Origin of the sequence: Citrobacter sp. KTE30 (assembly GCF_000398825.1) — a bacterium.
Lineage (GTDB): Bacteria > Pseudomonadota > Gammaproteobacteria > Enterobacterales > Enterobacteriaceae > Citrobacter > Citrobacter freundii.
This window is the reverse complement of sequence record NZ_KB976055.1, coordinates 1,470,307-1,493,914: the sequence shown is the minus strand read 5'-3', so window position 1 is coordinate 1,493,914 and position 23,608 is coordinate 1,470,307. Positions and strand designations below refer to the sequence as shown.

Sequence of the window (23,608 nt, the reverse complement as noted above, 5' to 3'; positions counted from 1 at the left end):
GGCTACAGATCAACCTTACTTCGCCAGTCCCAGCCGCGGGATCTCAATCGCCGGGCAACGATCCATCACCACCGTCAACCCTGCATCACGAGCCAGTACGGCTGCCTGCTCGTTAATCACGCCGAGCTGCATCCATAGGGTCTTCGCGCCGATGGCAATTGCCTCCTGAGCAACACCCCACGCCGCTTCGGAATTACGGAAGACATCTACCATATCCACTTTCTCTGGTACATCTGCCAGCGTCGCATAGCCCTGCTGCCCCAGCAGTGTTTTTCCGGCAACTTTCGGTGAAACAGGAATAACGTGATAGCCCTGATCGAGTAAATATTTCATAACCCGATAGCTTGGGCGATCGGGTTTATCGCTTGCTCCCACCAGTGCAATCGTGCGGGTCGTTGTCAAAATGCCAGCAATATCGGTCTCTTTCATCGTTTTCCTCCAGGCTGTTTAGCAAAGTGTACGACAAACCTGACTTTGCGACCATTCATCCCATACTGGCGCATGAGAGCTAAACTCAAAAATATGTCTATATGTTAGTAAACATGATTATCGAAAAATTTAGATACATCTTATACAGATTTTTTCTGGACAGGAGAAACCTATGAAAGCCGGCATTGTGACAGCCTTAATTGCCCTGTGTTTGCCGGTAACCGTTTTTGCTACCTCTCTACGTCTGTCTAATGATATTGACCTTCTGGTGCTGGACGGAAAAAAAGTCTCCAGCTCATTACTGCGTGGTGCCGACAGTATTGAGCTGGAAAATGGTCGGCACCAGCTCGTGTTTCGCGTAGAAAAAACTATTCGCCTGTCCAGCCACGAAGAACGTCTGTATATTTCGCCCCCGCTGGTCATCAGCTTTGATACCCAACTCGTCAGTCAGGTTAATTTTCACCTGCCACGTCTGAGCAACGAGCGGGATGCAACGCATTTTGATGATGCCCCACGCGTAGAACTGCTGGATGGGGATTCCATGCCTATACCGGTTAAGCTGGATATTCTGTCAATCACGTCCACCGCAAAAATCGTAGATTATGAAATGGAAACAGAGCGCTATAACAAAGCGGCTAAGCATGCGTCTTTACCGCAATTTGCCACGATGATGGCCGATGACAGTTCGCTGCTTTCCGGGGTATCTGAACTAGATCGCGTGCCGCCTCAGTCGCAAACGCTGACCGAGCAGCGCTTAAAATATTGGTTTCAACAGGCTGACGCACAAACGCGAAGTAACTTCTTACAATGGGCTGAGAAACAGCCCCCATCGTGACATTTATGTTCGTATACGCATTTTTTTTGTCTTTCTCTTGCAGCGTCAAGTGCTTCCAGTACTCTGTAACAAGGTTAACTTGGGAGCTGTACTATGGAATTAACGACTCGCACATTACCAGCGCAGAAACACATTGCGTTGGTCGCACACGATCACTGCAAAAAGATGTTGATGAGCTGGGTTGAACGCCACCAGCCATTACTGGAAAAACACGTTCTGTATGCTACAGGAACAACAGGAAATTTAATTCAACGCGCGACAGGAATGGACGTCAACGCCATGCTGAGCGGCCCGATGGGGGGGGACCAGCAGGTGGGTGCGCTAATTTCAGAAGGGAAAATTGATGTGCTGATTTTCTTCTGGGATCCGCTCAACGCCGTTCCCCACGATCCTGATGTCAAAGCCCTGCTACGCCTGGCCACAGTCTGGAACATTCCGGTCGCCACCAACGTGTCAACGGCTGATTTTATTATCCAGTCGCCAAACTTCAACGACGCAACGGATATCTTGATCCCGGATTACGCCCGTTATCTTGCAGAACGCCTCAAATAAACGCTAAGCAGGCGGCAACTGCCGCCTGCTTTTCAGGGTTTCCGGGTCACCGGAACGTCTAATTGCTTAAGCTCATCAACAAAACATGATGGCGCGTCTTTGCTAAACAGTAGCCATACCCGATGCCGTGCACGCGTTAGCGCCACATACAGCAACCGCCTCTCTTCAGCATCAGGAAAATCTTCAACAGCCGGGAGTAACGCCTCTTCCATAATCGACTCGCGAGCCGGAGCCGGAAAACCGTCATTCCCGTCATGAAGCCCCATAACAATGACGTAATCCGCCTGCTGCCCTTTGCTGGCATGAATAGTCATAAAATCCAACTGCAGCTTGGGCCAGCGGGTGGCCGCTTTGTCCAGGCTGGCTGGCTTCAGATGATGGTACCGCGCCAGCACCAGAATTCTCTCTTCAGCTTTCACAAAACCCGACAGCTTATCCAGCAACAGATCTAACTGACTTTCATCGAGCAACGTGACAGCTTTTTTATCACCGGTCGTCAGACTGTTCAGCGGTTTCGTGAGCTGATGTGGGTTTTGCTGGATAAACTGGTTTGCGACTTCGCCAATCCGGCTATTAAAACGGTAAGTCGTATCCAGATTACAGCTATCGCCCTCACCAAAATTTTGCTGGAATGCGGTCGTCAGAGAAAGCTGTGCTCCGCTGAACCGGTAAATGGCCTGCCAGTCATCTCCCACGGCAAACAGCGTGGTCTGCGAGTTTTGCTTTCGCAAGGCGGCTAACAGGGCGGCGCGCTGAGGGGAAATATCCTGAAATTCATCGACCAGAATATGTTTCCACGGACTGATAAACCGCCCCTTCTCCAGAATGACAATAGCCTGATGGATCAACCCGGAGAAATCGACGGCATTCTCATCCTTCAGGGCACTCTTCCAGGCCTTGAGCAGCGGCGCCATTAGCTTTATGCGTTTACTGAACAGATCGCGGATCTCCTCCGGAGCATTAGCAATCATCTCCGCCTGTGCTCCACCATGCATCCGCATCAAACTAACCCAGCGATCCAACCGGGAGGCCAGACGGCGCTGTAATTTTTCGTCATCCCAGAAGTTACCTTCGGGTACAGACCACTGCATTTCTTCTTCTAACCATTGTCGCCAGCCTTTAGCCTGAGCCTTTTTCTCACTGCACTGCTGACGCCAGGTCGTTATAAAGAGTTTACTGCGAGCGGCGGCATCATTTTCCAGCTTGCTCACTGTTGGAACTTTTTTGCTACCTTGCGAAATAATGTACAACGCCAGTGAATGGAACGTCCGTGCAGTGACCTCGTCCGTATGCAGACGCTCACGAATGCGGTCATCCATCTCCTGGGCTGCTTTGCGTCCAAACGCCAGCAACAGGATCTGTTCTGGCGCGGCTTCTCCTCGTGCAAGCAACCAACCAGCCCGGGCAACCAACACAGATGTTTTACCGCTTCCAGCCCCTGCAAGAACCAATAAAGATTGCTCACCGTTCACTACCGCACGCGCCTGAGCCGGATTCAACGGCGAAGATTCAATATGCTGGAAAAACTCAGCATACTCTTCCAGCATTGCCTCGGTGTACGCCTGATTGTGCTGTAAGCGGCAGGCTTCAATGTCCTTCAACCACGCCTGGCATTGACGTAACGCCTCCCGGCAATTTTCAAATTCTTCCAGCCGATTAACCGGGAGCGGTAACGCGGCAAAGGCACGGCGAATCTGCTGCTGCAGCCCTGACGTTTGTTCGCGCGTCAGCCATTTACTTTCACTAGTACGCGCCGCTATCGCATCCAACTGCTGCTGTAAAACCCCCGCAGCAACGTCACTCATTTCCTGGCTCCACTGCTGCCAGAGTGCATTCAAATGATGATGGAAGCGCTGGGTTTCCGCCCACTCTGTACCGTGAAGACGAACCACCTTCTCATCCGGGAGTACAAACTCCAGCTCGCCCCACACCAGACCACGTTTGCAATGAATAGCCAGTAACTGATTGAAGGGAATAAGATACTCGTGACGATCGCCGGAAACTTTAATCCCGGCATTGAGAATAACGGCCCGATCGTAAGGGTGTTGTGCCAGACGTTTTCCAAGAGAAGTAGCTTTCAGTTCCATAAGACTCAAGCGGATCCACACGAAGAGGTTTGCTTATCAGTGTAACCGCCAGAGAAAACGTGCTCCAGCCCAAAAAAACGTTACAATTGCCGAATTCACAGAAAACCAGAGTTAACCGAGGGTTTATGCGTACTGTTCTGAATATTTTAAATTTTGTGCTTGGGGGGTTCGCCACCACCCTGGCCTGGTTACTGGCAACGCTGGTCAGTATCGTGCTTATTTTTACTTTACCCTTGACCCGTTCATGCTGGGAGATAACCCGACTTTCGCTGTTTCCCTATGGCAACGAAGCGATACATGTCGATGAACTGAATCCGGCCGGTAAAAGCGTCCTGTTGAATACCGGCGGCACCGTGCTCAATATTTTCTGGCTGATTTTCTTCGGCTGGTGGTTGTGTCTGATGCACATTGTCTCTGGTATTGCTCAGTGCATAACGATTATTGGTATTCCGGTTGGCATTGCGAACTTTAAAATCGCTGCCATTGCGCTCTGGCCGGTGGGTCGCCGGGTAGTTTCAGTAGAAGTTGCCCGTGCAGCGCGTGAAGCCAATGCACGTCGTCGCTTTGAATAATCAGGACCAATGGCCTTTATGTTAAGTCCTCTGCTCAAACGCTATACCTGGAACAGCACCTGGTTGTACTACGTGCGGATTTTTATCGCGCTATGCGGTACAACGGCGCTGCCCTGGTGGCTGGGTGACGTCAAGCTGACCATCCCTCTCACGCTAGGTATGGTCGCTGCCGCACTTACCGATCTCGACGATCGTCTCGCGGGCCGACTGCGCAATTTAATCATCACGCTGGTGTGCTTTTTTATTGCCTCAGCCTCCGTTGAACTGCTCTTCCCATGGCCCTGGCTGTTTGCTATTGGGTTAACGCTTTCCACCAGCGGTTTTATTCTGCTGGGGGGATTAGGCCAGCGCTATGCAACCATCGCTTTTGGCGCGTTGCTCATCGCCATTTACACGATGCTGGGCACCTCGCTTTACGATCAGTGGTATCAACAACCAATCCTGCTGCTCGCTGGCGCTATCTGGTATAACCTGCTGACGCTCACCGGACATCTTCTGTTCCCCATCCGCCCCTTACAGGATAATCTTGCACGCAGCTACGAACAATTAGCGCACTACCTGGAACTGAAGTCGCGTCTTTTTGATCCCGACATAGAAGATGAAAGCCAGGCGCCGTTGTATGATTTAGCCCTCGCTAATGGGCAACTGATGGCAACGCTAAACCAGACCAAAGTGTCGCTGCTGACTCGCCTGCGCGGTGACCGTGGACAACGGGGAACACGTCGCACGCTACATTACTATTTTGTGGCGCAGGATATTCATGAACGCGCAAGCTCCTCACATATTCAGTATCAAACGCTACGCGATCATTTCCGTCACAGCGATGTGATGTTCCGCTTCCAGCGGTTGATGTCGATGCAAGGACAAGCCTGTTCACAATTGTCTCGTTGTATTTTATTACGTACGCCTTACCAGCACGATCCGCACTTTGAACGCGTCTTCACCCATATAGATGCCGCACTTGAGCGCATGCGTGCCAGTGGTGAGCCTGCAGATCTGCTCAATACGCTGGGATTCTTACTATCGAACCTGCGGGCTATCGATGCGCAACTGGCCACCATTGAGTCTGAACAGGCTCAGGTACTCTCGCGCAATGAGTCTGAAAATCAGCTTGCTGATGACAGTCCCCATGGATTCAGTGATATCTGGTTACGCCTGAGCCGTAATTTCACCCCAGAGTCCGCACTGTTTCGCCATGCCGTCCGCATGTCGTTAGTGCTCTGTGTTGGTTATGCCATTATCCAGGTAACCGGCATGAATCACGGATACTGGATCTTGCTGACCAGCCTGTTTGTCTGTCAACCAAACTACAATGCCACCCGACATCGCCTGGCGCTCAGGATTATCGGCACGTTGGTTGGGATTGCCATCGGTTTACCGATCCTGTGGTTTGTGCCCTCTTTAGAAGGGCAGCTAATACTTTTAGTGATCACTGGTGTACTGTTTTTTGCCTTTCGCAACGTCCAGTATGCGCATGCCACCATGTTTATCACGCTGCTGGTATTACTGTGCTTTAACCTGCTCGGCGAAGGCTTTGAGGTTGCGCTGCCGCGTGTCATCGATACGCTAATTGGCTGTGCTATCGCCTGGGCGGCTGTCAGTTTCATCTGGCCAGACTGGCGTTTTCGTAATCTACCACGGGTAATTGAGCGGGCGACTGACGCTAACTGCCGCTACCTTGATGCAATTCTCGAACAATATCATCAGGGTCGTGATAATCGTCTGGCCTACCGTATCGCTCGCCGTGACGCGCATAACCGTGATGCTGAACTCGCCTCCGTGGTGTCAAACATGTCGAGCGAGCCGGATGTGACGGCCCAAACCCGCGAAACGGCGTTCCGTTTACTGTGTCTCAACCATACGTTTACCAGCTATATTTCTGCGCTTGGCGCACATCGCGAACAGTTGACCAATCCAGACGTTCTGGCATTGCTGGATGACGCTGTTTGCTATGTTGATGATGCCCTTCACCATCAACCCGCTGACGAGCAACGCGTATACCAGGCGTTAGAAGGGCTGAAGCAGCGAATTCAGCTCCTGGAACCACGCCCGGACAGTAAAGAGCCTCTGGTCGTTCAGCAAGTTGGGTTATTGATCGCTCTGCTCCCAGAAATCCGGCGATTACAGCAGCAAATTGCCGTACTACCTTCTAATACCCCGGTTCCGGCGTAAGAGAACTTACCCACTCCACCAACTCCTGGCGACGCGTCGCCGGGAGCGCGGCTTCATGTATCCCCCCTACCGCGCCTTCAAGGGCATAGAGTACTTTTACCGTCAGAGCCGGGTTATTTTGCCGAAGTTTCAGCCAGCACATTTGTGCTCCCAACGACCGCATTGTCCCCTCATCTTTAATTCCAACTTCATTCAGCAGAGTCTCCAGATGAAACGTCATATTCGGCAATTCCCGCAGACGATGCTGGGTAAAGCGACTCTGTTTTTCCTTAACCGCTGCATCCAACGAATATCGCGATAACGACACCAGTTGCTGCTGGTTTTGCCACAGGGCATCGTTCACCTGGTAATAATTAAGTACAAGAGGACGTCCCCGCTTAATAAATGTCAGCCAGACAGGAGAATTTTGTACACAATACTGGGCGCTCTGTTCACAGGCGCGAAGATACAACTCACCATTGGCGACCATGGCAAAGACCGTATCGCCAACCGTCAGACTGTAGCCACCAAACAGTGAGCGATAGTGAATTGTCCCCAGAGAAGCCAGATATTCCTGCGATTTATAGATCCTTGCATAAGAAAGCTCTTTCATAAAAATCCTTTTTAAATCATAACGTAAGAAAATGATTTTCAGTAGCGGATCCGTTAATGACGAAAATAGGCAACTTATGCGTATGGGGCAAGATGAATTTTATTTTTCCCGTGACGATGACTAAAAATTGCGAACCTGTTTCCGAAAATAAGGTTGATCTTTGTTGATAGCAGGGTTACTGTATATTCATACAGTAACTCACAGGGCTGGATTGATTATGTACACTTCAGGCTATGCAAATCGTTCTTCGTCGTTCTCTTCCGCATCAAGCAACATTGCGCGCGTTTCATCAGAGAACGCAACCGCTGGGCTTATCAGTGAAGTAGTCTATCGCGAGGACCAGCCCATGATGACGCAACTACTGCTGCTTCCTCTGCTGCAACAGTTAGGGCAGCAATCACGCTGGCAGCTGTGGCTGACGCCTCAGCAAAAATTAAGCCGGGAGTGGGTGCAGTCAGCCGGACTTCCATTGACAAAAGTAATGCAGATTAGCCAACTCTCCCCCTGCAATACGCTGGAATCGATGATCCGTGCGCTGCGCACAGGTAATTACAGTGTCGTTATCGGCTGGCTGGCAGAAGAATTAACGGAAGATGAACATGCCGAGCTGGTAAAAGCGGCTGATGAAGGAAATGCGATGGGTTTTATCATGCGTCCTGTTTGCGCACAGTCACTTGCGGGGAGACAGCATTCCGGGCTAAAAATTCACTCGAATTTGTATCATTGAGTAAAATTAGGATTTATCCTGGAATTTTTTTTCATGCTTCAATTTGCCTTTGAGCTTTAACGCGTTTTTCGTCCGAACGCCTGTCTCAAGCGGTTTTCAGGAAATCCTCAGTGCATTTAGTCATCAATAAATGTTAAATATTATGTATACAAGCCTTTTTTTTTCATATGCCTGACGGACTTCACACTTGTAAGTTTTCAACTACGTTGTAGACTTTACATCGCCAGGGGTGCTCGGCGTAAGCCGCAGATATCGGTAGAGCAACTATTGAACTGGTCCCCGGGTGAAGGATTTAACCGTGTTATCTCTCTTCGGAGATATTCATGGCGAATTTTGGATGATAACGAGGCGCAAAAAATGAAAAAGACAGCTATCGCAATTGCAGTGGCACTGGCTGGTTTCGCTACCGTGGCGCAGGCCGCTCCGAAAGATAACACCTGGTATACTGGTGCTAAACTGGGCTGGTCTCAGTACCATGACATTGGCAACAACCAGATCGACAACAACGGACCGACCCACGAAAGCCAACTGGGTGCTGGTGCGTTCGGTGGTTATCAGGTTAACCCGTACGTTGGTTTTGAAATGGGTTACGACTGGTTAGGTCGTATGCCGTACAAAGGCAACACTGAAAATGGCGCATTCAAAGCTCAGGGCGTTCAGCTGACCGCTAAACTGGGTTACCCAATCACTGACGATCTGGACGTTTATACCCGTCTGGGTGGTATGGTTTGGCGTGCAGACGCTAAAAACAACCAAGGCTTCAAAGACCACGACACTGGTGTATCCCCAGTATTCGCTGGTGGCGTAGAGTATGCAATTACTCCTGAAATCGCTACCCGTCTGGAATACCAGTGGACCAACAACATCGGTGACGCGAACACCGTTGGTGGTCGTCCGGATAACGGCCTGTTGAGCGTTGGTGTTTCTTACCGTTTCGGCCAGCAGGAAGAGGCAGCTCCAGTAGTTGTTGCTCCGGCTCCGGCTCCAGAAGTACAGACCAAGCACTTCACTCTGAAGTCTGACGTTCTGTTCAACTTCAACAAAGCAACTCTGAAACCAGAAGGCCAGCAGGCTCTGGACCAGATGTACAGCCAGCTGAGCAACCTGGATCCGAAAGACGGTTCCGTAGTGGTTCTGGGCTTCACTGACCGCATCGGTTCTGACGCTTACAACCAGGGTCTGTCCGAGAAACGTGCTCAGTCCGTTGTTGATTACCTGATCTCTAAAGGTATTCCTTCTGACAAAATCTCTGCACGTGGCATGGGTGAATCCAACCCAGTTACTGGCAACACCTGTGACAACGTGAAAGCTCGCGCTGCACTGATCGACTGCCTGGCTCCGGATCGTCGTGTTGAGATCGAAGTTAAAGGCATCAAAGACGTTGTAACTCAGCCTCAGGCTTAAGTTATCGTCTTATAAAAAAACCCCGCTATGCGGGGTTTTTTTCATCTTTTTCCACTCAAAACAAGCCTCTTGTTACACCAGCCAACCGCTAGTCTTTTCCCAGCAACGCCTGTAAATCCTGCTTCAATGTCGACATTTTGTTCGCGTACTTCTCTTTATGCTCTGCATCTTCAATCAGCTGCACTATAGTTTCAGAAAGCGTTTTTCCACGCCGCTGCGCAAGACCAGCCAGACGCTGCCAGACCATAAACTCCAGATCGATCGATTTCTTACGCGTATGTTGATGTTCTGCATTAAAGTGCCGCTTACGCCTCGCCCGGATCGTTTGCTTCATACGATTGAGCAGTGCAGGGTTCATGTATTCTTCAATCCAGGCGTTGACCCGAACCGGTTCATTTTCGAGGGTTAGCAACAAATCAACGGCTTCTTTGGCAGCGCTGGCTTCCACATAGCGGGTAATCAACTCCCCCTCGCGATGCTTCTTCACCAGGTACTTCCATTTCCATCCGCTTTCAAGATTTTCAAGTTGTTGATATTTCATTGCGATCTCAATGTTACCGTGTAACTCTTATCAGAATATCAGCTTTTTCGGCATCTGAAGAAAAGAATATCCAGCCTGTGAACTGCCGCGCGTCATCACAACCGTTTCGCGGCGCTTTCCAGGTGTTTAGTGGTGAGGGTTACGGTATAATCTCGTTTTTTACAACAGACTAAAAAACATCAACTTTGACCATTACGAAACTTGCATGGCGTGATCTGGTTCCTGATACCGACAGTTATCAGGAAGTATTTGCACAGCCGCACGTCACTGACGACACCGACACCTTACTTAGTGATACTCAGCCACGTTTACAATTCGCGCTAGAGCAGCTTCTTCAGCACTGGACAACATCCTCGTTCATGTTGGTGAAAGCACCGGAGGAGCTTGAGTATCTCAACCTTATTGCAAAGGCTGCACGTCCCCTGCACACGGATGCAGGAAGCCTGACTGGCGGCCATTACGACATCTCCGGTCACACTATTCGTTATCGTACAGCTGAAAAAGCGGAAGACAATTTTGCGACGTTGACGCAGGTGGTCAGCGCTGACTGGGCCGAAGCTGAACAACTGTTTGGCTGTCTACGTCAGTTCAATGGCGAAATTACGCTGCAGCCAGGTCTGGTACATCAGGCCAATGGGGGTGTGCTGGTTATCTCATTGCGCACACTGTTGGCCCAACCGCTGTTGTGGATGCGTCTGAAAGCCATTGTCAGCCACGAGCGTTTTGATTGGGTGGCTTTTGATGAGTCTCGCCCGCTGCCTGTCTCTGTTCCGCCTATGCCGCTTAAACTGAAAGTGATTTTGGTGGGTGAGCGTGAATCGCTGGCGGATTTCCAGGACATGGAACCAGAGTTGGCTGAGCAGGCCATTTACAGCGAGTTTGAAGATAATCTGCAGATCGTGGATGCCGAAACCATGACGCAGTGGTGTCAGTGGGTCACGCATACTGCCATGCGCAATAATTTGCCTTACCCCGCTCCTGATGCCTGGCAGGTTTTGATCCGTGAAGCCGTTCGCTATACCGGTGAACAGGATACATTGCCTCTTAACCCGCTGTGGATCACCAGACAGTTCAAAGAGGTGGCCCCGTTATGCGAGAGCGAAACCTGCAACGCTGAGCAGTTCAGCCTGATGCTGGCTCAGCGTGAATGGCGTGAGGGATTCCTGGCCGAACGCATGCAGGACGAAATTCTGCAAGAGCAGATCCTTATCGAGACAGAAGGCGAGCGTATTGGCCAGATCAACGCCTTGTCGGTGATTGAGTTTCCAGGCCACCCACGCGCATTTGGCGAGCCTTCTCGTATCAGTTGCGTCGTGCATATTGGCGACGGCGAGTTTACGGACATTGAGCGCAAAGCCGAGCTCGGCGGAAATATTCATGCCAAGGGTATGATGATTATGCAGGCGTTCCTGATGTCGGAACTCCAGCTTGAGCAGCAAATCCCCTTCTCTGCCTCGCTGACCTTTGAGCAATCTTACAGCGAAGTGGACGGTGACAGCGCGTCTATGGCAGAACTGTGCGCATTGATCAGCGCCCTCGCCGACGTGCCTGTTAATCAAAGTATCGCCATTACCGGTTCTGTCGATCAGTTTGGTCGGGCGCAACCTGTCGGTGGTCTGAATGAGAAAATTGAAGGTTTCTTCGCCATCTGCCAGCAGCGTGAGCTGACGGGCACGCAGGGCGTTATCATTCCTTCGGCTAACGTCAGACACCTCAGCCTGCATCCCGCGCTGCTGCAGGCCATAGAAGAAGAAAAATTCACTATCTGGGCGGTGGACGACGTAACTGATGCGCTGCCACTGTTGTTAAATCTGGTGTGGGATGGCGAAGGCCAGACAACGCTGATGCAAACCATTCAGGAGCGTATTGCCACGGCTACGCAACAGGAAGGTCGTCACCGTTTTCCATGGCCGCTACGTTGGCTGAACTGGATTATTCCGAACTGATCGGACTTGTTCAGCGTACACGTGTTAGCTATCCTGCGTGCTTCAATAAAATAAGGCTTACAGAGAACATGGTAGATAAACGCGAATCCTATACGAAAGAAGACCTTCTTGCCTCTGGTCGCGGTGAACTGTTTGGCGCAAAAGGGCCACAACTGCCAGCACCAAGCATGCTGATGATGGACCGTGTCATCAAGATGACCGAAACCGGTGGCAACTTTGACAAAGGTTATGTTGAAGCTGAACTGGATATCAACCCAGACCTGTGGTTCTTCGGTTGTCACTTTATCGGCGATCCGGTGATGCCGGGCTGTCTGGGTCTCGACGCCATGTGGCAGCTGGTTGGATTCTATCTCGGCTGGCTGGGCGGCGAAGGTAAAGGCCGTGCGCTGGGCGTAGGTGAAGTTAAATTCACCGGCCAGGTTCTGCCGACTGCGAAGAAAGTCACTTACCGCATTCACTTCAAACGTATCGTTAACCGTCGCCTGATCATGGGCCTGGCTGATGGTGAAGTGCTGGTTGATGGTCGTTTGATCTACACCGCAAACGATCTGAAAGTGGGTCTGTTCCAGGACACTTCCGCGTTCTAATCCAGGACTGCGTAGCAGCCAGACATTAACGTTTCTCCGTTTTATCTGGTGTGCAAAAAGGCGAAACCTCCGCTCTGCGGAGGTTTCTTTTATCTAAAGAGACAGAATCAGGCCATTAAAACCCTATCCCCCATGGCTTCTCGCCAGCCTCCCAGCCAGTATGACCTCTGATTCAGCGTCTGATAGGGACACATTTCTTTTGAGCGTCCGGCAATGCCGGCCTGATATCCACGTTGATGTGCCCGTTCCAGGCGATCTCGTTTTTGTCTCTTCATGCCTCGTTTCCCTCATTTTTTGGTCTGGTGGAAAAGAAAACAGTGATTACTAAGTGTGCAATCACACTAAACGAATACCCCTAAACATTAGGCTCGTCAATGCGCAAAATTCACGCCAGTGTCATATTTGTGAGCTAGCCTCTAAATCATTTGTACAAAAATAGTCAGTCAGAACAGCTATCTCCACGGCTAAAAAAATAAAAAAACCGCCCCGGGCAGTGAGCCAGGGGCGGCATAATTTACAATTATTTAAGCTTATGGGATGCGTTTCAGCTCTTGAGCAATAGCCGTCGCTTCCTGACTCCAGGCGTTGGCAAGAACCTTCACCATCTCATCGTAGCCGTCTTTAGTCTGTACAGCTTCGATGTGGAATGGACGTTTGATCAGTTGTCCCTGATGATTCAGCAACCATTCTCCACTCACGATAACCTTACCATCGTAACGACCGTGGAAGCCGGTTACGGTGACGTTCAGCGTGTCCTGAGTGCTTCCCAGCGGCTGCGAAGCAACAACCCAGCCAGGCAACTGCATGCTGAGGTTAGCAACCAGCGTATTGCGCAATTGCTGATCTAATGGGCTGGCCCAGAGATTATTATTGGCTATAACATATTGCACATCGCTGGTCTGGTAAACCACCCCATTACCGGCCAGATAATCAGGTACCGCAATCTGTTCAACCCACAGCAGACGGTTTCCCTGATTGGCGGAGCTCTGCACACCGCCTTGTGCGATAGGGAGCTGGTAATAGCTTTTATTCTCTCCGCTGGAGCTGCATGACGTCAGCCAGACCGCCATCATCACCACTAGCCACTTTTTCATTGTTTCGCCCTCTTCGGCTCTGGATCTTTTTTGTCCTTCGCTTCAAATACCAGCGCATTACTCTTATCGTTCAGCGTTTTCAGTACCGGTTGCAGTTCACGTAGCACCTGATCAAGACGCTGCATATCTGCCACCATCTTGTTGTAGGCCGCAGAACCAGGCTGGAAGCCCTGCATGCTACGATTTAGTTCACGCAGCGTGTTCTGCATATCCGCCGGAAGATCCTGCATCGACTGGCTGGACGTGATCTTGTTCATGTTATCCAGCGTGGTTTGCAGATGCTTCATCGTGCGCTGGCTTTCCGACAGCGTATTGGTTGCCTGCTCAATCATCGGGTTCAGCGGCAGATTATTAATCTTATCCAACGCTTCCATCAGACGCTGTTGGATCTGCGCCAGACCACCGCTCACGGTCGGAATAATTTGATAACCATTAAATTCGCGTACACCAGTAATCGGCGGCTCTTTCGGATAGAAGTCGAGATCGACATAAAGCGCGCCGGTCACCAGGTTCCCGGTTTTGAGCGATGCCCGTAATCCGCGTTTAAGCAATTCCGCCAGATGAGCACCAACATCAGTATCTTCGCCCAGCTGCGCCTTCAGACGTTCTGGTTCGATGCGTACCAGCACCGGAATGCGATAATCATTGTTGAACACCTGGCGCATATTCGGTGAGAAGAAAGGCACTTTACTCACCGTACCCAAGCGGATGCCACGGAATTCCAGCGGCGCACCAGGCTGCAGGCCACGAATCGAATCTTTAAAGAACATCAGATAATCGATATGATCGGTATACAGTGAATCCTGAATACTTTTTTGATCGTCATAAAGATTAAACGCTGACTGTTGTGCGACCGGCTCGCCCTGCTCTAAACCTTCTGGCACATCAAAACTTACACCACCGCCAAACAGCGTGGAGAGCGAACCCATTTCTACGCGCATACCTGCTGAGGTAAGATCTACGGCGATCCCGCTGTCTTTCCAGAAACGCACATTACTGGTCACCAGACGATCGTTAGGCGCATTAATGAAAAGCTGATAGCTGATCGTACGCTTTTGCGCATCAAATGTGCTGGTTTCAACCGAACCTACACGATAGCCGCGAAAAAGCACCGGATCGCCCGGACTCAACTGACCGGCTTTTTTGCTGTCCAGAATCACACGGATCCCTTTTGCATCTGGCGGGGCCAGTGGCGGTGAATCCAGCAGTTGGTAATTTTCCAGCTTACTGCCTTTATTGCCAGGCTGCAGTTCAATATAAGCCCCCGACAATAGCGTGCCGAGCCCACTGATACCTTCACGTCCAACCTGCGGCTTCACCACCCAAAAGACAGAATCTTTATGCAGCAGCTTTTCCATTCCGGAGTTAAGGCGCGCTTTAATCTCCACATGGGTCAGATCATCCGTCAGGGTTGCGCTCTCAACGATGCCGACGTCCACACTGCGGCTCTTAATCGTCGTCTTGCCCCCTTCAATACCTTCGGCATTGGTGGTAATAAGCGTGACCTGTGGCCCCTGATGACTGTAGTGATAAAACAGAACCCACGCGCCAATGAGTGCAGTGACGATAGGAAATATCCACACGGGCGACCAGTTTTTTACCTTTTGCACTTTGGCTTCCCCACTTTTAGATTCCATGCTGTCAGGACTCCTCATGGCCTGGTTCTGGTTCACGATCCCACGACAGACGCGGATCAAATGTCATCGCAGAAAACATTGTCATAATGACGACTAAAGCAAACATCAAAGCACCCATTGCAGGATAAATGTTCATTAACCCTCCCATGCGCACCAGCGCAGAGAGTACCGCAATCACAAAGACGTCGATCATTGACCAGCGACCGACAAATTCCACGACCTCATAAATTAAATGCATCCGTTCACTGTCGCGCTTGCCGTGCCCCTTGGCGTCCCAGCATAGCCAGGCAATGGCGATCATTTTCAACGTCGGCACCATAATACTGGCGATAAAGATAACCGCAGCCACCGGATACGAGCCTTCGCTCCAGATTAAAACCACCCCCTCAAGTATGGTTGACGGCAGCTTTGACCCGAGCAAATCGGTAATCATAATCGGCAGAATATTGGCAGGAAGATAAAGCATGATTGACGTAAACAGTAATGCCAACGTCCATTGCAGACTGTTTTTACGCCGCACATAGCCTTTCGTCTGACAGCGTGGGCACACCCGTTCATCAGCGGGAAGTATTGCAGTGCAGCAAGAGCAGGAACGCAGTCCCTGTCGGATGCCAGGCACGCCAGGTTTTAAGGCCTGCTTTATGACAGGCATTGGCGCAATATCATCCCATAGCCAGCGACGGTCAACGCACTGAAATGCACGCAACTGTAAAACGCAAAAGAAGCACCACGGAATAAAGCTGCTGCCCACGCCGATATCGCCGTAGGCCATCAGCTTAACAAAGCTCACCAGCACGCCGGCGAGGAAGATTTCTGCCATTCCCCAGCTTTTTAACTGAAACAAAATGCGCGCCAGCCATGCTTTAAGCCGCTCGGGCATCTGAACCCGGTTTACCAGTAGCAGGATCGTCAGCAGGCAAAAAGCCGGAACCAGCTGAACGAATAAGATAAAGAAGGTGCCGAGACTGGCGTAATCTTCAGAAAAGAGCACGCTGGGAATTTGCAGCAACGTCACTTCACTACTCACCCCTGCGACGTTCATATTCACAAAGGGAAAGAGGTTTGACAGCAGCAGCATAAATAGTGCGGCTAAAACATAGGCAGTGGGACGCTGCCGGGGCGCGTCCCACTCAACGGTTAACGTAGTGCCACATCGTGGACATGCCGCTTTCTGACCATGCTCAAGGCGAGGTAACGCCACCAGCATGTCACACTGCGAGCACAAAATATGCTTCGCGGCATGGTGATGTTCGCACATAGGTGCTCCTTTAATTATGCGCCATTCTTCAAAGACTCAAGATACTCCCAGCGCTCAAAGGCTTGCTCAAGTTCTTGTTCCGCTTCGTTCAAATTAGCTAACACCTGTTGCGTTTGCTCGTGAGGCTGACTGAAAAACGCGGCGTCAGCAACCTGAGCCTGTAAGGCTTCCAGCTTAGCTTCCAGTTCTTCAAGCAACGCGGGGAGCTGCTCCAGTTCGCGCTGCAGTTTATAGCTTAGTTTGCTGGTGCCGCGTTTGACAATTTCTGCTTTAGGAGCGGCTGGCTCCTCTGTTTTTTTCGCAACTGGCTGCTTAAACGCCACATACTGCGATTGTTGACTGCGCGCATCATGATAACCGCCGACATAACGACCAATTTTACCGCCGCCTTCGAAGATCCAGCATTCGGTCACGGTATTATCGACAAACTGACGGTCGTGGCTCACCAGCAGCACGGTGCCCTGGTAGCTATCAATCAACTCTTCGAGCAGTTCCAGCGTTTCGACGTCAAGATCGTTCGTTGGTTCATCGAGAATCAACAGATTGCTGGGTTTCAGGAACAAACGCGCCAATAACAGGCGATTACGTTCCCCGCCAGAGAGCGCACGTACTGGCGTCATCGCACGTTTCGGATGAAACAGGAAGTCCTGCAAGTAACCCAGCACATGGCGAGGTTTACCGTTAACCATCACCTCTTGCTTACCTTCAGCTAGGTTGTCCATCACGGTTTTATCGGGATCCAGTTCGACGCGGTGCTGATCGAAATAGGCCACTTCCAGCTTGGTACCGACGTGAATGCGTCCGCTGTCAGCCTGAAGCTGACCTAACATCAATTTCAGCAGCGTTGTTTTGCCGCAGCCGTTAGGTCCGATTAGCGCGATCTTGTCGCTACGCTGCACCTGCGCGGAGAAATCTTTCACCAGCTGCTTTCCGTCAACCTGGTAATCCACATTCTCCATTTCGAAAACAATCTTGCCTGAACGGCTAGCCTCTTCGACCTGCATCTTCGCTGTGCCCATCACTTCGCGACGTTCGCCACGCTCGCGACGCATGGCTTTCAGTGCGCGCACGCGACCTTCGTTACGCGTACGACGCGCTTTGATACCCTGACGGATCCAGACTTCTTCCTGCGCCAATTTGCGGTCAAATTCCGCGTTTTGTAACTCTTCTACGCGCAACGCTTCTTCTTTATCCAGCAGATACTGATCGTAGCTCCCCGGATAGGTCACCAGCTTGCCGCGGTCAAGATCGACAATACGCGTCGCCATATTGCGGATAAATGAACGGTCATGGGAAATGAAAATAATTGTCCCATTGAAGGTTTTCAGGAACCCTTCCAGCCAGTCGATGGTTTCAATATCCAGGTGGTTCGTCGGTTCATCCAACAGCAGCACGCGCGGGTTGCTCACTAACGCGCGGCCCAGCGCCGCCTTACGTAGCCAGCCGCCGGAAAGCGATGCCAGTTCCATGTCTGCTTCCAGGCCAAGCTGTTCCAGTACTTCATTAATACGGTTTTCCAGCTGCCACAGATTGTGGTGATCCAGCTGTTCCTGAACCTTCGCCAGTTCCTGGAGGTTTTTATCACTCGGATCGGCGATCACCAGATGCGAGATATCGTGATAACGCTTGAGGTAAACCGCCTGTTCTGCAATCCCTTCGGCGACAAAATCGTAGACGCTACCCTGCACGTTGCGCGGCGGATCCTGCTGCAGACGCGCCACAACCAGATCCTGCTCATAAATAATACGCCCATCGTCAAGACCCTGTTCACGGTTCAGGATCTTCATCAGCGTCGATTTGCCCGCGCCATTACGGCCAACCAGACAGACCCGCTCGTTATCTTCGATATGCAGTTCAGCATTATCAAGAAGCGGCGCATCGCTGAACGACAGCCATGCACCATGCATACTGATTAATGACATTTAATTTTCCTTTCAGGCTGCGGTAATCAGCCAGCAATTGTGGATCTGACGGTTACGGGCAAAGTCCTGAGAAAGCGTTTTTTGGGTGATTTCTTGTGCTTTCAATCCCAGTGCAGCCAAACCGTCGAGATCCATACGGAACCCACGTTTGTTGTTGGAGAACATGATCGTGCCGTCTTTACGCAGCAGACGTTTCAGATCTTTCATCAGCGCCAGATGATCGCGCTGCACATCAAACGAGTCTTCCATACGTTTTGAGTTAGAGAACGTCGGTGGATCGATGAAAATCAGATCAAACTGTTCATTGGCATCACGCAACCAGCCCAGGCAATCGGCCTGAATTAAACGGTGAGCGCGACCGCTCAGGCCGTTCAGACGCAGGTTGCGTTCCGCCCATTCCAGATAGGTACGCGACATATCAACCGTCGTGGTGCTACGCGCACCGCCCAATCCTGCATGTACGCTGGCGCTGCCGGTGTAGGAGAACAGGTTAAGGAAGTCCTTACCTTTACTCATCTGCCCCAGCATACGGCGCGCAATACGGTGATCGAGGAATAAACCCGTATCAAGGTAGTCAGTCAGGTTCACCCACAGGCGCGCGTTGTACTCGCTTACCTCAATGAATTCACCCTTCTCATTCATCTTCTGATACTGATTCTTGCCTTTCTGGCGTTCACGGGTTTTCAGCACCAGTTTATTGGGCGCGATTTCCAGTACTGACAGCGTTGCGGCAATAATGTCAAACAGGCGTTGGCGCGCTTTTTGCGCATCAACTGTCTTCGGTGGGGCATATTCCTGAACCACGACCCACTCACCGTAACGATCCACAGCAACGTTGTATTCCGGCAGATCAGCGTCATACAGGCGATAACATTCAATGCCTTCCTGGCGCGCCCATTTTTCCAGTTTCTTGATGTTCTTGCGCAGGCGGTTAGCATAATCTTCCGCGACCGTGGCAGGCTTGCTGTCCGCGGTGGTCTCTGCAACGTGATAGTTTTTCTGCACACAATCCAGCGGGCCGTTTTTCGCCTTGAACTGCTTGTCGGCACGTAATTGCAGGCTGCTGAGCAGATCCGGAGAGGCGCTGAACAGCGACAAATTCCAGCCGCCAAACTGGTTTTTCATCGTACGGCCCAGCAGGCTGTGCAGGGCAATCAGCGCCGGTTCGCTATCCAGACGTTCGCCGTAAGGCGGGTTACTGATAACCGTCCCATACGGTCCTTTCGGCAACGGATTGCTCAGTTTGGCGACATCTTTAACGTCAAACGTCATCAGATCGGCAATACCGGCACGGCGAGCGTTACTGCGCGCTTTTTCAATCACGCGCGCATCGCTGTCGGATCCATAAAAATGCGAGGTATAGTCAGCCAGTCCCTTACGCGCACGCACCTGCGCTTCGGCTTTAACTTCTTGCCAGACGGCTTCGTCGTGCTGCGCCCAACCGCTGAAGCCCCAGTACCCGCGGTGCAGGCCCGGCGCGCGATCGGTTGCCCACATCGCCGCTTCAATCAGCAGTGTGCCGGAACCACACATCGGATCGAGTAACGGGGTTCCCGGCTGCCAGCCAGAACGCATAACAATAGCGGCGGCCAGCGTTTCTTTAATCGGTGCCTGACCCGCGCGATCGCGATAGCCACGCTGGTGCAAACCATCACCGCTCAGATCGAGCGCAATGCTGGCGGTATCTTTGTTCAACCAGACGTTGATGCGCAGATCCGGAGATTCACGATCCACATTCGGACGCGGCATATTTTTACGGGTAAATGCATCGACAATCGCATCCTTGACCTTTAGCGCGCCGTACTGGCTGTTACGAATGGTTTCGTTCAGGCCGCTAAAATGAACGGCAAACGTAGCACCAGGGTTAAATATCTCTGTCCAGTCGATTGCCTGAACGCCGAGGTACAGATCAAGATCGCTGTAGACCTTGCACTCTCCCATCGGCAGGATAATGCGCGAGGCCAGGCGACTCCACATCAGGCTCTGGTAAACAAGCCGCGTGTCGCCCTTAAAATGGACCCCACCCTGAACGACCTGACACTCCAACGCGCCGAGGTTTTCCAGTTCAGTTTTTAACAGCTCTTCCAGCCCGCGGGCCGTACTGGCAAACAGAGAATTCATAATGTCACTTTTACTCCGAGAAAATTGCTGCGCATTATAGCTAATATGGGCTGTATGTCATAAAGTTGAAGGCTTATTTTCATTCGAGGGGCTGTACAGTGGTCACGTTAACCCGACTTTTTATTCATCCGGTTAAATCAATGCGCGGCATTGGGCTCACGCATGCCCTGGCCGACGTCAGCGGTCTCGCCTTTGACCGTATATTTATGATCACTGAACCTGACGGAACGTTCATAACCGCCCGCCAGTTCCCACAAATGGTCCGTTTTACGCCTTCCCCATTCCACGATGGGCTGCATCTTACGGCTCCAGACGGCAGCAGTGCACTCGTACGATTTGCCGACTTCGCCACCCAGGATGCGCCAACTGAAGTATGGGGTAATCATTTTACCGCGCGCATTGCGCCAGTGGCTATTAACCAGTGGCTTAGCAGTTTTTTCTCCCGTGACGTGCAGTTACGCTGGGTCGGTCCGCAGCTGACGCGCCGTGTAAAACGACATGTTGATGTTCCTTTATCCTTCGCTGATGGTTATCCCTATCTGCTGGCCAACGAAGCATCCCTGCGCGATGTGCAACAGCGCTGTCCGGCAAGCGTCCAAATGGAACAGTTTCGCCCCAATCTGGTGGTTTCAGGAGCTGGCGCCTGGGAAGAAGATACCTGGAAAGTGATTCGTATTGGCGACGTCATTTTTGATGTTGCAAAACCCTGTAGCCGCTGTATTTTCACTACAGTTAGCCCGGAAAAAGGCCAGAAACATCCATCCGGCGAACCTCTCGCAACACTGCAAACCTTCCGTACTGCGGTAGATAACGGCGATGTCGATTTCGGCCAGAATCTTATCGCACGCAACAGTGGCGTTATTCGCGTCGGCGATGAGGTAGAGATTTTGGCAACCGGCCCCGCCAGAGCGTACGGCGCAGCGGAATCTGATGATACCGTCGCCGAGCAGCAGCCTGATGCTACGGTGCTTATTGACTGGCAGGGACAGACCTTTCGCGGAAATAATCAGCAGGTATTGCTTGAGCAGTTGGAAAGCCAGGGTATCCGGGTTCCCTATTCATGCCGGGCAGGCATTTGCGGATGCTGTCGAATTCGACTGGTAGATGGCGAAGTTAGCCCGTTGAAGAAATCAGCGATAGGGGACGACGGAACGATTCTGTGCTGCAGCTGTGTTCCAAAAACGGCAATCAGGCTGGAGAGCTAAACCGCCTGCTCAAGGCTGAAACTGTCAACAACGGCCTGCGGTTTCAGTCTGTCATTCATTATTTTAATCGCATCGCCAAGCTGCATCGTACGCCCGGCGATAACCACACCAGGTTGCGCAAGCAGACAAAGCGCGGCGTTTTCACCCGGCTCAACCACTAACAGGTTTACCTGTTCATCGGTATCGCTTAAATCAACACAGGCAGCGTCACCCACGACCGGCGACCAGTTAATACCGTGCGCAACAAAGTGCCAGCTTTTCGGCATTTGCGGTTTGAGATAACGAATCGCCACCAGCGCATTGAGCACCAGTTCCGCTTTTTGTTCTTTGGCTAAATCCAGGTAGCGACATTTTTCTTCAAAGGAAAAATAAAGCGCGGCGTCATCAACACAAAAACCTGACGGAGAAAATGCATCAGGAGTGAGCATTTTACGAGCAAAACGCGAACGGAATAACATGCCATTGGCTAAATCGAGCATCATACGATCGTGCTCTTCATCATAATACCAGCGCCAGTTATCGTCGGGTTTAATTCGCATCAGTTTCTCTCCTTTCCTTAATCATCACCGTTACGACAGTATCCTTTTGCCGCTTCGTTTATTGCCCTAATAATAAAAGCTCAGAATGTTTAAATAAGCAACAGTAAAGGAATATAAAACAACCAGGGCTAGAAATAAAGCCCTGGTTTGTGATTAAGGTAGCATTCAGATATTGCTGACGATTTCTTTTATCAACGGCGGACCTTTAAAAATAAAGCCCGAATAAATCTGTACGAGGGTTGCACCAGCAGCTATTTTCTCACGTGCAGCAATCACCGAATCGATACCACCAACACCAATAATCGGCAGCTGGCCTTTTAATTCCTGAGACAACTGGCGAATAATTTCTGTACTTTTTAATTGTAATGGTCGACCGCTCAGGCCACCCATTTGATCGCAATTTTTCATTCCTTGAACGAGAGAACGATCGAGCGTGGTGTTAGTCGCAATTACGCCATCAATATTATGACGAACTAAACTGTCAGCAACCTGGATCAGTTCTTCCACAGAAAGATCCGGCGCGATCTTTACCGCCACTGGAACATATTTATGGTGGATCGCTTGCAGATCATTTTGCTTATTTTTAATTGCCGTCAGGAGATCGTCTAGCGCCTCGCCGTATTGCAGCGTACGTAATCCCGGCGTATTCGGTGAAGAGATATTAATAGCGATATAACCCGCATAAGCATAGACTTTTTCCATACAAATCAGATAGTCATCTTTGCCGTTCTCTACTGGGGTATCTTTATTCTTACCAATATTAATCCCCAGAATACCGTCAAAATGCGATTTTTTAACGTTCTCAACCAGGTTATCAACCCCGTGGTTATTAAACCCCATACGGTTGATCAAACCTTCTGCATCGACCAGACGGAACAGACGCGGTTTATCGTTACCCGGCTGAGGGCGTGGCGTCACGGTACCAATCTCAATGGAACCAAATCCCATCGCGCCGAGCGCATCAATGCACTCCCCGTCTTTATCCAGTCCGGCAGCAAGCCCGAGCGGATTTTTAAACGTCAACCCCATACAGGTAACCGGTTTTGCCGGTACTTTCTGGCGCACAAGCGCTTCAAGCGGTGTGCCGGTAATGCGACGTAATTGCTGGAATGTCAATTCATGAGCGCGCTCTGGATCGAGCTGAAAAAGGGCTTTACGAACGAAGGGGTAGTACATGAACTCTCCTGGATTCCCGGTGTGCAAACCGGGGGCGTATTATGTGCGATCGCGAGTAAAAAGGGAATTGACCTGCGGCAATAAATAGCAATCGTTTTCCTCGCCCCTGCTTTTTACACCCTAAATAATTCGAGTTGCAGGAAGGCGGTGACGCAGCAAATCCCCAGGAACGTACACCAGTACGTGACTGGGGTGAGCGAGGAAAGCCAACG

General features: G+C 51.0%; 21 protein-coding genes. 9 read left to right on the top strand and 12 right to left on the bottom strand.

The window, feature by feature from the left end; genetic code table 11:
• Positions 1 to 15: 15 nt before the first annotated feature.
• A complete protein-coding gene (locus WC1_RS15935) occupies positions 16 to 429 on the bottom strand; it encodes a CoA-binding protein (RefSeq protein WP_003035903.1) in 414 nt (137 codons plus the stop codon).
• Between the two features lie 172 nt (positions 430 to 601).
• On the opposite strand from WC1_RS15935, the gene WC1_RS15940 reads away from it, so the two are divergent.
• On the top strand, positions 602 to 1,264 hold the full coding sequence (locus tag WC1_RS15940; RefSeq protein WP_016149882.1) for a curli synthesis inhibitor: 663 nt from the start codon (positions 602 to 604) through the stop codon (positions 1,262 to 1,264).
• 93 nt (positions 1,265 to 1,357) lie between these two features.
• Complete coding sequence (gene mgsA / locus WC1_RS15945) at positions 1,358 to 1,816, top strand: methylglyoxal synthase (protein WP_003035897.1); 459 nt, start codon at positions 1,358 to 1,360, stop codon at positions 1,814 to 1,816.
• 32 nt (positions 1,817 to 1,848) lie between these two features.
• Here the strand turns inward: mgsA and helD are convergent, their stop codons facing one another.
• Entirely contained in the window at positions 1,849 to 3,903 is a 2,055-nt protein-coding gene (helD, locus tag WC1_RS15950; protein WP_016149881.1) for a DNA helicase IV, read from the bottom strand.
• A gap of 125 nt (positions 3,904 to 4,028) precedes the next feature.
• Between helD and WC1_RS15955 the strand changes: the two genes are divergently transcribed.
• Together WC1_RS15955 and yccS are read left to right on the top strand one after the other, a co-directional pair.
• Positions 4,029 to 4,475: a YccF domain-containing protein gene (locus WC1_RS15955; RefSeq protein WP_003035892.1), complete on the top strand. Its 447-nt coding sequence runs from the start codon at positions 4,029 to 4,031 to the stop codon at positions 4,473 to 4,475.
• Between the two features lie 18 nt (positions 4,476 to 4,493).
• Positions 4,494 to 6,647, top strand: coding sequence for a YccS family putative transporter (gene yccS, locus WC1_RS15960; RefSeq protein WP_016149880.1), 2,154 nt, complete (start codon positions 4,494 to 4,496; stop codon positions 6,645 to 6,647).
• Here yccS and WC1_RS15965 read toward each other — a convergent pair.
• A complete protein-coding gene (locus WC1_RS15965) occupies positions 6,625 to 7,239 on the bottom strand; it encodes a TfoX/Sxy family DNA transformation protein (RefSeq protein WP_003035889.1) in 615 nt (204 codons plus the stop codon). The genes yccS and WC1_RS15965 overlap by 23 nt on opposite strands.
• Positions 7,240 to 7,456: 217 nt before the next feature.
• Here WC1_RS15965 and sulA point away from each other — a divergent pair, with 217 nt between their 5' ends.
• Together sulA and ompA are read left to right on the top strand one after the other, a co-directional pair.
• Positions 7,457 to 7,966 (top strand): SOS-induced cell division inhibitor SulA, encoded by a 510-nt coding sequence (gene sulA / locus WC1_RS0122655; protein WP_003035886.1) that lies wholly within the window; start codon positions 7,457 to 7,459, stop codon positions 7,964 to 7,966.
• Between the two features lie 357 nt (positions 7,967 to 8,323).
• A complete protein-coding gene (gene ompA, locus WC1_RS15970; RefSeq protein WP_003035883.1) occupies positions 8,324 to 9,370 on the top strand; it encodes a porin OmpA in 1,047 nt (348 codons plus the stop codon).
• Between the two features lie 88 nt (positions 9,371 to 9,458).
• On the opposite strand, the gene matP is transcribed toward ompA, so the two are convergent.
• Positions 9,459 to 9,911, bottom strand: coding sequence for a macrodomain Ter protein MatP (gene matP / locus WC1_RS15975; RefSeq protein ID WP_003035881.1), 453 nt, complete (start codon positions 9,909 to 9,911; stop codon positions 9,459 to 9,461).
• A gap of 185 nt (positions 9,912 to 10,096) precedes the next feature.
• Here matP and WC1_RS15980 point away from each other — a divergent pair, with 185 nt between their 5' ends.
• Positions 10,097 to 11,857 carry an AAA family ATPase gene (locus WC1_RS15980; protein ID WP_003035878.1) on the top strand — a complete coding sequence of 587 codons (1,761 nt, stop codon included), beginning with the start codon at positions 10,097 to 10,099 and terminating at the stop codon, positions 11,855 to 11,857.
• A 68-nt stretch (positions 11,858 to 11,925) separates the two neighbouring features.
• Positions 11,926 to 12,444, top strand: coding sequence for a bifunctional 3-hydroxydecanoyl-ACP dehydratase/trans-2-decenoyl-ACP isomerase (fabA, locus tag WC1_RS15985; RefSeq protein ID WP_003035875.1), 519 nt, complete (start codon positions 11,926 to 11,928; stop codon positions 12,442 to 12,444).
• Between the two features lie 107 nt (positions 12,445 to 12,551).
• Here the strand turns inward: fabA and rmf are convergent, their stop codons facing one another.
• The 6 genes from rmf to rlmKL form a co-directional block, all read right to left on the bottom strand.
• The gene (rmf, locus tag WC1_RS23430; RefSeq protein WP_003035871.1) at positions 12,552 to 12,719 is read right to left on the bottom strand and encodes a ribosome modulation factor; all 168 of its coding nucleotides are present in this window, start codon (positions 12,717 to 12,719) and stop codon (positions 12,552 to 12,554) included.
• 255 nt (positions 12,720 to 12,974) lie between these two features.
• On the bottom strand, positions 12,975 to 13,538 hold the full coding sequence (gene pqiC, locus WC1_RS15990) for a membrane integrity-associated transporter subunit PqiC (RefSeq protein ID WP_003035868.1): 564 nt from the start codon (positions 13,536 to 13,538) through the stop codon (positions 12,975 to 12,977).
• Entirely contained in the window at positions 13,535 to 15,175 is a 1,641-nt protein-coding gene (gene pqiB / locus WC1_RS15995) for an intermembrane transport protein PqiB (RefSeq protein ID WP_003836843.1), read from the bottom strand. Before pqiB ends, pqiC begins: the two co-directional genes overlap by 4 nt.
• Positions 15,176 to 15,179: 4 nt before the next feature.
• Positions 15,180 to 16,433: a membrane integrity-associated transporter subunit PqiA gene (gene pqiA / locus WC1_RS16000; RefSeq protein ID WP_003035862.1), complete on the bottom strand. Its 1,254-nt coding sequence runs from the start codon at positions 16,431 to 16,433 to the stop codon at positions 15,180 to 15,182.
• Positions 16,434 to 16,447: 14 nt separating this feature from the next.
• On the bottom strand, positions 16,448 to 18,355 hold the full coding sequence (locus WC1_RS16005) for an ABC transporter ATP-binding protein (RefSeq protein WP_016149879.1): 1,908 nt from the start codon (positions 18,353 to 18,355) through the stop codon (positions 16,448 to 16,450).
• A 12-nt stretch (positions 18,356 to 18,367) separates the two neighbouring features.
• Positions 18,368 to 20,476, bottom strand: coding sequence for a bifunctional 23S rRNA (guanine(2069)-N(7))-methyltransferase RlmK/23S rRNA (guanine(2445)-N(2))-methyltransferase RlmL (gene rlmKL, locus WC1_RS16010; protein WP_016149878.1), 2,109 nt, complete (start codon positions 20,474 to 20,476; stop codon positions 18,368 to 18,370).
• Between the two features lie 98 nt (positions 20,477 to 20,574).
• Between rlmKL and WC1_RS16015 the strand changes: the two genes are divergently transcribed.
• Entirely contained in the window at positions 20,575 to 21,681 is a 1,107-nt protein-coding gene (locus WC1_RS16015) for a YcbX family protein (RefSeq protein ID WP_016149877.1), read from the top strand.
• Here WC1_RS16015 and zapC read toward each other — a convergent pair.
• Together zapC and pyrD are read right to left on the bottom strand one after the other, a co-directional pair.
• Positions 21,678 to 22,220, bottom strand: a complete 543-nt coding sequence (gene zapC / locus WC1_RS16020; protein ID WP_003035852.1) for a cell division protein ZapC — start codon at positions 22,218 to 22,220, stop codon at positions 21,678 to 21,680. The two genes, WC1_RS16015 and zapC, sit on opposite strands and share 4 nt — an antisense overlap.
• A gap of 165 nt (positions 22,221 to 22,385) precedes the next feature.
• Positions 22,386 to 23,396 (bottom strand): quinone-dependent dihydroorotate dehydrogenase, encoded by a 1,011-nt coding sequence (gene pyrD / locus WC1_RS16025; RefSeq protein ID WP_003831973.1) that lies wholly within the window; start codon positions 23,394 to 23,396, stop codon positions 22,386 to 22,388.
• Positions 23,397 to 23,608 lie beyond the last annotated feature (212 nt).